At 48.9% G+C, this 13,681-nt stretch carries 10 protein-coding genes; 7 read left to right on the top strand and 3 right to left on the bottom strand.

The genetic code is table 11. The annotated features are described in order from the left end of the window. Positions 1–57: 57 nt before the first annotated feature. Together C8K58_RS07665 and C8K58_RS07670 are read right to left on the bottom strand one after the other, a co-directional pair. Positions 58–420 carry a hypothetical protein gene (locus C8K58_RS07665; protein ID WP_027608180.1) on the bottom strand — a complete coding sequence of 121 codons (363 nt, stop codon included), beginning with the start codon at positions 418–420 and terminating at the stop codon, positions 58–60. A gap of 352 nt (positions 421–772) precedes the next feature. Further along, positions 773–967 (bottom strand): response regulator transcription factor, encoded by a 195-nt coding sequence (locus C8K58_RS07670; protein WP_108573503.1) that lies wholly within the window; start codon positions 965–967, stop codon positions 773–775. 252 nt (positions 968–1,219) lie between these two features. On the opposite strand from C8K58_RS07670, the gene C8K58_RS07675 reads away from it, so the two are divergent. The 7 genes from C8K58_RS07675 (at position 1,220) to C8K58_RS07705 (ending at position 11,434) form a co-directional block, all read left to right on the top strand. Further along, on the top strand, positions 1,220–2,476 hold the full coding sequence (locus C8K58_RS07675; RefSeq protein ID WP_218279004.1) for an HlyD family secretion protein: 1,257 nt from the start codon (positions 1,220–1,222) through the stop codon (positions 2,474–2,476). Positions 2,477–2,486: 10 nt separating this feature from the next. Next, entirely contained in the window at positions 2,487–4,640 is a 2,154-nt protein-coding gene (locus C8K58_RS07680; protein ID WP_108573507.1) for a peptidase domain-containing ABC transporter, read from the top strand. A gap of 95 nt (positions 4,641–4,735) precedes the next feature. Next, positions 4,736–6,058, top strand: a complete 1,323-nt coding sequence (locus C8K58_RS07685) for a TolC family protein (protein ID WP_256592521.1) — start codon at positions 4,736–4,738, stop codon at positions 6,056–6,058. A 63-nt stretch (positions 6,059–6,121) separates the two neighbouring features. Further along, positions 6,122–7,234, top strand: coding sequence for an SbmA/BacA-like family transporter (locus C8K58_RS07690; RefSeq protein WP_158277071.1), 1,113 nt, complete (start codon positions 6,122–6,124; stop codon positions 7,232–7,234). 11 nt (positions 7,235–7,245) lie between these two features. Continuing rightward, positions 7,246–8,973 (top strand): hypothetical protein, encoded by a 1,728-nt coding sequence (locus C8K58_RS32225; RefSeq protein WP_133822110.1) that lies wholly within the window; start codon positions 7,246–7,248, stop codon positions 8,971–8,973. Between the two features lie 58 nt (positions 8,974–9,031). Continuing rightward, on the top strand, positions 9,032–9,430 hold the full coding sequence (locus tag C8K58_RS33050; RefSeq protein WP_371921648.1) for a toxin-activating lysine-acyltransferase: 399 nt from the start codon (positions 9,032–9,034) through the stop codon (positions 9,428–9,430). A 141-nt stretch (positions 9,431–9,571) separates the two neighbouring features. Beyond that, positions 9,572–11,434 (top strand): DUF3857 and transglutaminase domain-containing protein, encoded by a 1,863-nt coding sequence (locus C8K58_RS07705; protein WP_108573518.1) that lies wholly within the window; start codon positions 9,572–9,574, stop codon positions 11,432–11,434. A gap of 1,128 nt (positions 11,435–12,562) precedes the next feature. On the opposite strand, the gene C8K58_RS07710 is transcribed toward C8K58_RS07705, so the two are convergent. Continuing rightward, a complete protein-coding gene (locus C8K58_RS07710) occupies positions 12,563–13,417 on the bottom strand; it encodes a TnsA endonuclease N-terminal domain-containing protein (RefSeq protein ID WP_108573520.1) in 855 nt (284 codons plus the stop codon). Positions 13,418–13,681 lie beyond the last annotated feature (264 nt).

Genomic DNA, 13,681 nt, shown 5'->3' on the forward strand with positions numbered 1-13,681 from the left:
ATTTTATACAACTATCTGCTAAACATTTTTCTGATTTTTTTTCTGATTCTTTTTGGCCTATACAACCAGCTCCACGTAGTTCGACTCCCCGCCTCCCGTCGCCCCCGACAACCAACCCCACACGAAACTCAGCGTGGTACGCCCGGCAGCATCGACACCGATGATGCCCCGCGACCAGCCGGCCAGCAGCTCACCTTCCAGTGTCAGGCACTGATACAGCAGCTCGATAGCGTCTGGGCCTGTGACGCGGCCGACCTGCGTACCCAGGCGGATGCGACCGCCTTGGTAGGTACTGGAAATGGCATCTCCCTCAACAAGGTAATGAAACACCGTTCCCGCGCCGGATAGCCCGTGGGTGTTATTGGCGACGGTGAATCGGCGGTTGTGCAAACGCTCGTGGATTTGCGAGGGGGTGTTCATCGAAGGCGCGTCCTTTCGCGGGGACCTGGAGACCCGGGCGGTGGGTACCAACAACATAGTTTGACACACCCCCTCGCATAAATCGGGGTCTGTAGGATGATTCGGGCTAAAGACAACAGCAACATAGATTGACCCAGATGGGCTGCGCTTGAAATACAGGGACCGATTGCTCACAACATAGTTTGACACGAAGAGCTAGAAGTAAGCAGTCATGAAGGGAGAGCCCATAAGCTGCTGTCTTCAGCACAAGCTCAGTGCGATGTCTAAATCTGTGCGCACCCTACGGCTGTAGGGGGTGACTAAATCTTTTAAGATTGAGATAGTAGAAGGCCAAATAGTTTTGAGGCTAGTGCTATCTGGCTTTATTCATTGTACTGGTTAAAATCGCTAACTCCACGCGATTGGTCGTATTGGTCTTTCTCATGATTGATGATATGTGGTCCCTCACAGTGTGATTGCTGATGCTTAATTCCCGACCAATTTCCTTGTTCGATAACCCCTGAACTAGAAAATCCAATACCGCGGACTCTCGATTGGTAATTTTCAATACGCTTCTCCCTGCGCTTAGTCATCGGTGATTTGCACAGCGCAGAAAGCAATCTTCGATAGCTGTCTAGGCGCTATGCGTCTACGGATAGCTTACGAATGAGGCGGCAGGAAATTTACCCCGGTAACTAATTTTTTCGGCGTGACGCCAATCACTGTTCAGTCGGGCCTACGGCCGTCTGAGAGGAAGCGTATTTCTCCGGGTTGAACCTGAAAAAACTACCAAGGATGAGTTGTGGCACCAGAAACTCCGTTGTTCCGGCTTGAAGCTTTGACTTCTAGGCAAAGTAACTGGCTGGGGGAAGTCGTGCTCGTCAGGCCGTTTTCATTCGCGGTGCTGACGCTAATTGCCGGGGGTTTCGCGGCCATGGTAGTGACTTTTTTTCTCTGGGGAAGTTACACAAAGCGGATTACAGTCCCAGGTCAATTGGTGCCCTTCTCAGGGCAACTGAAAATACACGCACCTCAGTACGGCTTAGTACTCGAAAGATTTGTCGATGAAGGCCAGCCGGTCAAGCTGGGAGCACCATTGTTCCGAATTTCCAGCGAGCGCTACGCAGGAGATTCGCAACCCGTTCAAGCAGACGTAAACGATCAATTGACCATACGGCAACGCTCCTTAGGCGACGAGTTGGCGAAGACACGGCAACTTCAAACTGAAGAGCGGCAAAGCTTACAAAGCAAGCTGGAAAGCTTAAGACGGCAGTTGCGGACCCTGGCACAGCAGACGGAGAGTCAGGAGAAGCTTGTAAAGCTGGCGACCAATGCTGCTGATCGTTATCAAGGATTGATGGATAAGGGCTACATCTCAATGGATCAGCTTCAACAGCGACAGTCCGAATTGTTAGGCCAGCATCAGACCCTTCAGGGACTGGTTCGCGAAACTACAGTGCTTAACCAGCAGTTGGTGGAAACTCAACATGAGTTTGCAGGGCTTTCGGCACTGCATCAAAACCAGCTCGCCAGCATTGAGCGCTCACTGTCTGGCATACAGCAGGAATTGATTGAAAGCGAAGCCAAGCGTGCTTTGGTCATAACGGCTCCCCAGGACGGCGTGGCCACTGCGATTCTCGTTGAGCCGGGCCAGACGGTTGATAGCTCGCGCGTCTTGATGAGTATCGTACCCGCAAACTCTCACCTGCAAGCCGAGTTGTATGCGCCGAGTAAATCCATCGGCTTCATTCATGCCGGCGACCCGGTAAAAGTGCGTTACCAGGCGTATCCGTACCAAAAGTTCGGCCAACACGGTGGCAGTGTTATCTCTATCTCCAAGGCAACATTGTCGGCTAATGAGCTGGCAACGATGACGGGCAGTGTGCCAGGGCTGGGATTGGAGGGTGAGCAGATCTACCGCATTCGCGTTGATGTCGAATCGCAATCCGTCATGGCTTACGGCAAAGCGCGGCCGCTGCAAACCGGCATGTTGGTTGAGGCAGACATTCTGCAGGAAACCCGCCATCTCTATGAGTGGGTGCTTGAACCGCTTTACAGCCTGACCGGCAAATTTTAGGAGAGACTGCATGAACTATCTCGATGCAATCTCCCTACGAGTGGGCCGACGTCTACCCCTAATCCTGCAAACCGAAGCGACGGAGTGTGGCCTGGCCTGCCTGGCGATGATAACGGGGTTCCATGGCCGTCATGCATCGCTAATGGACCTGCGCCGTCAATTCAATGTCTCGCTCAAAGGAAGCACGCTCAAGCAACTGATCCAGACCGCCGATCAACTGAATCTCGGTACTAGGGCTGTCAGGTTGGAACTTGAGGATCTGAGCAAGCTCAAGTTGCCTTGTGTTTTGCATTGGAACTTTAACCACTTTGTTGTCCTCAAGGCCTTAGAGAACCATCGTCTTGTTGTGCATGACCCTGCTTGTGGCATCCGTCATCTGAGCATGACCGAGGCCAGTAAATCTTTTACGGGTGTAGCACTCGAGGTCTGGCCGAGCGGCGAATTTGAAAAACAGGAGCCCAAGCCTCAGGTCAAATTGATGAGTATGTTGGGAAGAGTGAGCGGTCTCTACCGCTCCCTTGGGCAGGTGCTGATCTTGGCACTAGCGCTGGAGGTGTTCTCGCTGGTCAGTCCATTTTTACTGCAGTGGACGCTCGACAACGTGCTGGTCACCCAAGATCGCGACTTGCTGACAACCTTAATTATTGGTTTTGGTTTGCTGTTGCTGATGCAGCAAGTAGTGAGTGCAATACGGGCCTGGGTCATGATGCATATGAGCACGCTCTTGAGCGTGCAGTGGCGAGCCAATGTCTTTAGTCATTTGCTACGCCTACCGGTCCACTATTTTGAAAAGCGACATCTGGGGGATGTTGTCTCACGATTCGGTGCTGTCGACGTGATACAGGGGACACTGACTGCCGCGTTCTTTTCTGCTGTCCTGGATGGTTTGACTACCGTCGCTACCTTCATACTCATGTTTATCTACAGCCCGTTGCTGGCAGCCATTGCCGCGACGGCGATGGTCTTCTACGTGGTGGTTCGATGGGCGTGGTACTACCCCTTGCGTCGGGCCAGTGAAGAACAGATTGTTCATGCCGCGCGGCAGGAAAGTCACTTCCTGGAAACTGTTCGCGGCATGCGGCCAATCAAGCTATTCCAACGCCAGAATGAAAGGCGGCTTGCCTGGCTTGGCTTGTTGGTAGAACAGATCAACGCTGGTTTGAGAACACAGAAGTTGCAGCTGATCTATACGCAACTGAACGGTTTGATATTCGGGTTGGAAAACCTACTTACCATCTGGCTTGGTGCATCGATGGTAATGAATAACCAGTTTACTATCGGCGTTTTAATTGCGTTTATGGCGTACAAAGGTCAGTTTGTAAGTCGTGTTGCAAACCTAATTGATCATTTGTTTGAGCTATACATGTTACGCCTTCAAGGTGAGCGACTAGCTGACATTGTTATGCACCCACCGGAAGATAGCCGTGGCACACCAACGGGCACGGCTTGGCCTTCATGCTCGATGGACATTGAGCTCAAGGGCGTGAAGTATCGATATTCAGATCAAGAACCGTTTGTGCTTGATGGACTCGATCTTTATATCGCGCAAGGTGAGTCGGTTGCTATCACGGGCGTCTCTGGCAGTGGTAAGAGCACCCTTGTCAGTTTGCTTTTGGGTATATTTCAACCCACTGAAGGCCGGATCTACATTGCCGGAAGTGATCTACAGCAACTGGGGGCCGAGACGTACCGCAGCAAGATCGGGACAGTCTTGCAGGATGACTGCCTGTTCGCCGGTTCACTGTCAGACAACATCGTATTTTTTGAATCAAACCCTGACTTGAATTGGGCGATGGAGTGCGCACGCATGGCCTCCATTCATACCGACATTCTGGCTATGCCGATGGGTTACAACACGCTGGTGGGTGATATGGGGACGGTGTTGTCGGGTGGCCAGAAACAGCGAGTGCTGTTAGCTAGGGCGCTTTACAAAAAACCCGACATACTGATTCTCGACGAAGCTACCAGTCATCTGGATATGGCCTGCGAGCAACAGGTCAATGAGTCGGTACGAGCACTTGATGTGACCCGGATTATCATCGCTCATCGTGCTGAGACAATTGCGTCAGCAGATCGTGTGGTGATGCTGGAGCATGGGAGGATTGTGCCGGCCCCGTTTGCTCAGGCTCCATGCATTTATGGCATTGGCACGGTCAGCTCGTGACGAGGGCCGCGTGCGTCGCAACGCTAATCGCTTGTCTTTGTGCTCATTCTCAGTGCGCGCTGGCAGCAGGTCTGGATATCTTCGCGACCGAACGCTTGGCCTCGAGCACAGCAACCCAACATATCGACAGCGTTCCCGGCGCATGTAAGGCCAGCCCGATATCCGCGCGCTTAACGCTTGAGGACATGATAGAGCGGGTGCTCTGTCACGATCCTCAAGCACGCTTGAACTGGGCAAATGCCAAGGCCTTGGCAGCTAATGTCGGATTACGACAGTCGGCGTACCTTCCGAAACTCAATGCCAGTTCGGGTATCAACACGGGGCGCAATGATACGAATTATGATCAGCGAGAGGAATACTCCAGCCACGGTCATAAAAGCCAAGTCGATCATCGATTGGCGTTGAGCTGGGTGTTGTTTGATTTTGGACGGCGCGACGCAGCGTTGAGCAATGCTCGCCAGTTGTTGATTGCGACAAACGCTAATCAAGATGAGCAACTACAGCAAACCTTTCTACTGGCCGCACAGCTGTACTACGACACACTGGCCGCACAAAACAGTCAGGTTGCCGCCGCTCAAGTGGCAGTGTTGGCGGCCGAAAATCTCAAGGCTGCCAGTGCCAAATATGACGCTGGCGCAGCCGCGCTGTCGGACCGCCTTCAAGCCCAAGCGGCGTATTCGCAAGCAGCGCTCAATGAAGTCCGCAGCAATGGGACCTTAGTCAATGCAAAGGGCCTTATTGCCCTGCGGATGGGGCTGGCGCCGCAAACACCGTTGGAGTTAGTGGGAAGCTTGACTCGGCGTCCCGATACTAGATTTGTCACAAGCATTGATGAGTTGCTTGAGCAAGCCAAACAGGATCACCCCTCACTCGTCGCAGCCAAGGCTAGGCTGGATGCAGCGAAAGCTGCAATCGAAGAGAGTAAGGCAGAAGGCCGCCCTACGCTGTCATTTATCGCCAGCGCCTCAGATATGCAGCTGAACCAATCAATGGCGTTCAATGGCGATAGCCGGGCACGTGAGAACAGTATCGGGCTGCAGTTGAATATTCCGTTGTTTGAAGGATTCGAACGCACGTATCAGGTACGAGGCGCTCAGGCGCAACTTGAAGCGCGGGAAGCCGAGGTTACAGATGTTGAGCAGCGTATCTCAATAGACTTGTGGGGTAATTATCAAGCATTAATAACTGAAACTCGGTCACTGGAAAGAACGGCCGAGTGGGTTGATCAATCCAACCAGGCTCTCGACGTGGTACAAGGCCGTTACCGATCCGGTGTTGGCAGCATGATTGAATTACTTAACGCATTGAACGCGTACGCTACTGCAGAGCAGCAACACATCAATGCACTAAATAGCTGGCAAATGGCGCGTTTAAAATTAGCGGCAAGTTTGGGCCGCTTAGGGTTCTGGGCCTTATAGGCAATCATGTTTGATAGTCGGCCCGTAAACTTAAAATATATGTTTAAAACAAACCGAGAAGCCATGATGGATGTCGACGAAGCGCGTACAGGCACGGAAAAGTTTAACGAAAATAGCTTTGCGCATAATACATATTTATTGATTTCATTATATTGGAAGTCGAGCGAGAAGAGTTTTGCATGGTGCGCACTGATTGCGCTGGTGATGCTCTCTCTTCTTGGGGTAGTAACTGCATTATCGCTTAACGAGTGGTACAAGCACTTTTACAATTCCATTCAAGAGCTCAATGCGCATAAGTTTTATACGCTCGTATTGATATTCTTTGGAATTGTATGTTTTTCCGTAGGGCGTTCGGTGCTCACTACCTATTTAGTGGATATTTTAGCGCTAAAGTGGCGCCGATGGTTAACTGAACATTATCTTTCAGTTTGGATAATTCGATACCCTCGGCCTGAACAAGTCGGACGTCGCGTCGACAATCCTGATCAACGCATCGCTGAAGATATCAATAAATTTACTTTTTCTACGCTTTATTTGGCCTGCGGGCTCATTTATACATTAGCGAGTGTGGTCTCGTTCAGTGTGGTCCTGATCGCTATCTCAGGTAATGCATCGTTGTGGGGGATAACAGTTCCAGCTTATATGTTTTGGAGCGCGATTTTATATACGTTTATGGGTATGTATATTAGTCAAAAAATTGGATTTAAGCTTGTATCATTGAATAATAACCAGCAAAAGTCAGAGGCTGACCTCAGGTATTCACTGGTAAAATTTCGCGATCAAAAAAAGTTGGGACCTTCTAAAATTACGCGAAGTTGTGACAGGAGCCATATCGGCGATAAGCTTGAGTTAAGCCTCGCCAATATGCGACGAACTATTCGCGTAAAGGTGCGGCTATCACTGTTTACGGAAAGTTATGGCCAATTTTCCTTGATGCTTAGCAGCTTGTTGGCAGTTCCGCGATTTTTTTCTGGTTCCATTATGTTTGGTGAAGTCATGCAGATAAACTCAGCATTTGGGAATTTGTGCGAAAATTTGAGTTGGTTTATTAACGCGTATCATAATATCGCTGAATGGAAAGCAACAGCTGACCGATTGATATCATTTGATAGTGCGCTGTCACAGTATTCTGGCGAGATAGGCATATATAAAATACTCAGTGATTTCTCAAAATGAGGAAGTCGGGCGTGGCACAACTAACACTGAATGATTTACCAGAAGTCTTCGTACCATTTGAAACAGTAAAGGCTAACAAAGGAAAAATTGTATATTGTAATTCACTTCTCGATAGAGGCTTGGGGGAGGCAGAGTTACTATCCAGATACAGCTATACTATCGTATATCAGGAAATTTGTGCGAAACGTCCCTATGATAAAAAAAAATTCTTTGCTGAACGCTATGGCGGGGATGGAATCTTAACAAATGGAGGCGGCGCTCGATGTGGTTTTGACGGTTCTTTTCAACTAAAAGGGATAGGTGCCAATAAGCTAGTCAGCGTTAGACCTCCAAATCCCCAGGGATATACTCATGCAAATGGATTCCTATCTCTAAGTATTGCTATCCATGAGTCAATTTGGGCGGAGGTTGTTCAGCGTGCACTACCGTATGGTGCGGTAAGAACAGTTGCGATTATAGATTTGGATGTCGAATTTGAGGAATCAAATACGCATCATGCACGAGCTCTTTTAATTAGGCTACCCGCTGTGCGACCGGCCCACTTTATAAGAGCATTATATTTTAAAGAAAAAAAACATGGCGCTTTAAGTGAAGATGCCAAGCGTGTGGCTTTAGCAATACAAAGACTCGTTTCGTTTCTTCCACAAAATAGTACTAATCAAGATGCAAATGCACTACCCGAATCTTTAAGCTTGGGTATGGTTGAATTAGCAACTCGTTATGCTAAGCAATTTTCTGCGGCTAGATCTAAACGAATTTACCATGCAAATGTCAGCGCTTCGAATATAACAACTGATGGCGCCTGGATGGACTTGGCAGGCTCAGCAGTATTTTCAGAGCGACTATGGTGGAATGGATTCAACATCGATAAGTTTAAAGCGGAATATGCACCTGCAATCAATAGCATAAACGACATGTGCTTTTATTTAAACAAGTACGGCGTTATCTCGCTAGAGGCCTCTAGCGAGATATTTGAAAAATCTCTTCACGCATTCAATATTGAGTTTGAAAAAAACTCATCCGAATGTAATGCGGTACAGGCTGGGTTTCCTTTGTTCATGGTAAGGCACCTTGCCGATAACGCTTGTTTCTTAGACTTTTCAGAAAAATTAAAGAAAATTTTAACTAAAGATAAATATATAATCACTCCCATTAGCGCTGGTTCCTGGATAGGGTACGAGCACTGGATCTCTCGACTATATTTGGAACTTTTCAAAGGAAAGAATGATAACGAAGTTATAGATTTGTCGTGGTTCTCTGGCGATGACACCCTCTTAAGTCAGATGATCACGAGCTATGGAAATTTCTTCGACTTGGTCGTTTCAGAGGCGAGCGCTATAGGCGTCAGTCGTAAAAATATCGCTACTTGTATTGCAATAAACTTAACTAGACTAAACAGATGCAATTCAGTACTAGTTGATCTATATGATGAGATCACTGATGTTATTCGGAATAATCGAGGGTGGGAGGAGGATAAAGCAAGCTATGACCTATTATTTAAAAGATCAAATCTCGCTACTACTCTGGCCTTTGAATATAATGAAGGATTTATCCAGCATGTTTGGGATGATGAGTCGACCGTCATACAGTTTGATGCATTAACTGGCCTGTTTATGGCTGAAGACAAAAAACGCAATGTAAATATCTCAGGCAAGTTCTCTGAAGTGAGAGATAAAATTTTAGGTGTAGAAACCGTGTGCTGTTTTTATCAAAAAATTATTGGAGTTTTCCATGAGTAACAAAAAGCTCAACTTCATTACTCATTGTCGAAATGATAGCTTCCTAAAAAGAGCTGGTATGATAGGAACTGCATGTTCAATAGCAATGGAGTGTCAGCTTTATTTTTCACTTAGGCTAATAGATATTAGGGCATGGCTCATGCCCGCAATTAACCACAAACAAATACTATTCTTTTATGATGGTTGTGGCGATCCCGTTGGTTATATAACGTGGGCAAATCTAGCTCCTGACAGCGAGCAGCGCTTACTCAACGATACTAATTTCCTTTTGCATGAGTCTGAGTGGGATGAGGGGGCGGCAACCTGGATTATAGATTGCTGCTTTCCGTTCAGAGGTGCAGCATACGCGTTAGACGCGCTCAAACAATATTTTAGAGAACATGACACCACTAGAATTTCCTGGGTACGTAGAAACTCAGATTACTCTGTTCGGAAAGTCGTTAGATGTTCAATATGATCTAGATATGTCATTGGCTCATTTCGACTCTCTGTGGATTAGTATGTGGTCATCTAATGAAACATACGTCCTTCTCATCCATCAGATTAAAAAATAAACATATGCCTCGTTAAACGGCATCCCTAGCCCAGAAGGATCTCTATGCAAGGCCTCACATTTTCAGCTTTACGCCTGTTCGGTGTGCTGACAATCATGAACTGCGTGCTGTTTGCGGCGAAAGCCCGTGCCGATTACACCGACCTTTCTCTGACTCACGAAAGAGATATCCAATCCTACGTGGTGAATGCCGATGGCAGCTTCGTACTGGATGTCGAACGAGTTATGCGGATCAATGAGGAGCGTGCGCTCAAGCCTAATGCCCAGCGCTCGGTAAGCTATAACCGCACCCTGGAAACCCTGGATATTGTCGAGGCCTATACCTTGAAACCCGATGGCCGCAAAGTCGTCGTATCGGCCGACCAGATCAAGGAACAGCAGGAGCAGGTTTCGGCAGAAGCACCAATGTTCCAGGACTCGCGGGTCAAGGTGGTGATATTCCCGGAACTGCAAGTGGGTGACCGGATGGTCATGCGCTATCAACGCCATCGCAACACGCCCCTGCTCCCTGGGCAATTCGAAGACCTTTCCTCACCGGATTTCTACCAGAACGAGCAGGTGCGCCTCATCTACGATATGCCCGCCAATATGCAGTTGCACGCCGACTCTCGGGGTTTCAACGCGTCCACGCCGACCACCGCCAATGGGCGAACGGTATACCGTTGGGACTTGGAAAAAACTGAGAAAAATCGTGTGGAAGATGGCTCCGTCGCCTACACCGATTACGGGCAGTTCCTAGCGGTATCGACGTTCAGCGACTATAAACAATTTGCCCAGGCATACGCCGCCAGGGCTCAGGTAGACGTTACCCCGGCCATGACCAAGCTGGCCAAGGAACTCACCGCCAACCTCGACACCCCACGTAGCAAGGCCCTGGTGCTGAGTGATTGGGTACGTAAGAACATTCGCTATGTGGCCGTGTATATCGGCGCTGGCGGCGTGGTGCCGCATTCGGCACAGACCGTGCTGGATAACCGCTATGGCGACTGCAAGGATCATGTCGCCCTGCTGGAAGCGCTCCTCAAGGCCGTCGCCATTGAAAGCTCGCCCGCGCTGATCAATTCCGGCAATGCCTACGTACTGCCCAAAGTGCCGACCCTAGGTCTGCTCAATCATGTGATCACTTATGTACCAAGCCTCGATCTGTACCTAGACTCCACTGCCACCCCCATCGCTGCAGGCTACCTGCCCATCCCCGAACTAGGCAAACCGGTACTGCTGACCCAGGCAGGGGAGCGAGCACACACTCCGTTCAGCCAACAGGGCAAGATTGGCACAACGCTGACGTTCAAAGTCAACGCCAAAGGCGCTGCCGACTTTACCCATGACTCCATCGCCCAAGGCTGGGGCGCGGAAATCAATCGCTTCATATTCAAGGCCATGCAGCCGGCCGACCGTAACCAATTGGTACAGAAAATTCTGAGTATGTACGGGCAATCGGGCAGTGGCGTGATCGAAACCGACTCACTCGAAGGCACTAGCGATACCTTCAAGTCCACCATCAATGGTCGCACTAACAATTTGGTGAATCTGCCCGGCCCGACCGGTACACCCACTCTCTCCAGCCTAGCCGGCGGCATCGCCCAGAGTGTATTTTCCTTGATCGCTGAAAAGGAACGTACCCAGACCTTCACTTGTCTCTCGGGTGAAATCTCCGAGGTGGCGCACCTAGAGTTTCCCGGCAAGGTGAAGATCCTCGCGATACCCAAGTCGGTATCGTTGAAACAAGCGGGCTTCGACTACCAGTCGACCTATGTGAAGAAGGGCAACACGGTGCTGATCACCCGTCACTACATGTTTACCAAGCCAGACATCCTCTGCACCCCTGAGGATTTCGTGGCCATGCAGCCGGCGATTGATGGCATGGTCAATGACCTGAAAAGTCAAGTCATTGTGCAGACGCTGTAACGCCTCCGTTCTCGCGTGACAGCTTGACGCATTGGCGCGCGAGAATTGTATTGATTACGTGCATCGGATCTGTGATCAATATTTGTTTGGCGGGAGGCAATCACGCACGGCTCTGTGTCAAGAGGCCTAAGAGCCGTTCGCTTAGACAATTGTATTCAAGGCGCATATCACCGCGGTCATTGGCATGCTCAAGTTGGCGCTGACATGAAAGAAAAACAGAAAGTACAATACACAATCTACTTATGTAGCTTATGAGCCTGCGAATCATCTTCTCTCGTAGATAATTATTATTCTGGATATTTTAAATATTAAACATCGGAAACACACATGGATGTCGAATTTATCAGGAGCCAAGCTTAAATCGGGATTGGAAAGTTAGCGGCGCATGAAAATGCGATAGACAACGCGACAGGAATCAGAATGGCCGCCTTTAATGCATCGGGAATCTTACTTTGTTTAATTTTCTCAAACCCAATTATCAGCACCCATGATACTCCTACAACAATAAGGCCCCAACAAAGAATATTTAAGAACTCTCCAGCCGAAAAACTTCCCATCGTAGATCCTAAAGTAGAGTTGAAAATCCCAACCAATGAATGTCTCGCTAGTATGGGGCTTATCGCGAACGGGCAGCCCCAATCCCAATGTCAGGCTGCGCTGCTTGGGCTTGTGCCTCTAGTGACAAGCCCACCGGCTAATCCTGCGTACAAACTGCCTATAGCAATTCCTACCGACTGGGCAGTTGTAGTCGGCGTATAAAACCCTGCAACTGCACCTGTGGTCATTGCAGCAGCAGCACCGCTCAACGTCGCAGACTGCCCAGCGCCAGCTTGGGTCCCTACGTATGCCATCCCTCCTGCAACTGCACCTGCGGCAGCCCCCCATGGCCCAACAGCTCCTGCAACTTTTTCAATTTCATCAGGCGTCAATTTACGCATCTTCATTTCCCTATTGGCGGTATCTTAACATAATTGTAAATTTTACAATAACGTTGCGCAAGTATTGAGATAACCCTACATCTGTAGGGGGGGGGTGAGGGGCAGTCTCATACAAAATCCCTTTAAACCCTATCCATATGCGGCGAACGCACCTTACAAGAACATATAGTGAAGTGAGGCTGTAGAACGATCAAGTCCTTTTCTCCTTCAACGAAATATCGATAGAGTTCTGGATAACTTCGAAGTCAGGAACTAGCCCAGTAAGATGTAGAGGAGAGCTAACCAAGTCGATTTTCAGTACCTTATTCCAAACCAGATGGAAGAATATTGCTTGGGCGTCGATATAGGAGATGGACAGAAGGGATGCAATTTTTCTTAAACAGGTGGCCAAAGTCCACGGATATTCCCGGCTGTTTGCCAAGCAATCAATAAAATTATAATGCAGCGATACTTTCATTAAATCACGAGGGAGTTTTGAGTATTTTCTGATTAGCCCAAGGTTTTTAATCAGATCTCGTGTGAAAAACTCGTCTGTGACAATTTTCCAATCGACACCTTGACTCTGCCAAAAGCGCTTTTCAATCTCAAGTTTTTCAAGCGTGCGTTTACTTCCTTTGCCTACTAAATCAGAACGATACTTCACAGTTCTAGCTACCGACTTGAAATTTCCATTCTGGTCCTTAACAGTTAGTAGAAAGTCGGTCGTCATCACATAAGGCAGCGTTGTTCTAGGGTACCGGGGGAAGCGTACATCTATAGACGTTGCTATTGCTTGCGCCCGCTCTGAGGGGAGCAATGGGTATTGTTCACGAATATCCACGACGTCTTCTGAAAATTCACACACAAGGAAGTAAGAACGCTCGAGATCTGACAGCAAGTGATGGATCCTGTCGATCTTGACGCCTTGAATCTTGTGCGAACGACCGATCGAAGGAACGTCCTGTACCCGCAGCCAAGGCACGTAGCTCGCCCCGGCGCCTCCGCCAAATCCATTTGCAATGTGCCGATCAATGTCCTGCTGTGATGCAAACTTACGACCTCGCAACCCACGCCTCCTCAGTCGATGTGGACCGCTTCACCTCTTGCCGAGAAAAAGTCGTAGAAGAACATGACCACCGTAGCGACCGTATTTAAAGCATTTCTAGACTACACCCGCTGAAAACTGAAGCGATGAATCCAGACCAAAGGAAAGCCTGGAAAGAAGAAACCCCCGTGGATACGGGGGTTTAAGCCTTGTGTCAATCTATGTTTCCGCGTGTCAAATTATATTGATTAGTGTCAATCTATATTGTTCAAAACCAGGCGGGCC

Source organism: Pseudomonas sp. GV047, from assembly GCF_003058245.1.
Classification (GTDB): Bacteria; Pseudomonadota; Gammaproteobacteria; order Pseudomonadales; family Pseudomonadaceae; genus Aquipseudomonas; species Aquipseudomonas marginalis.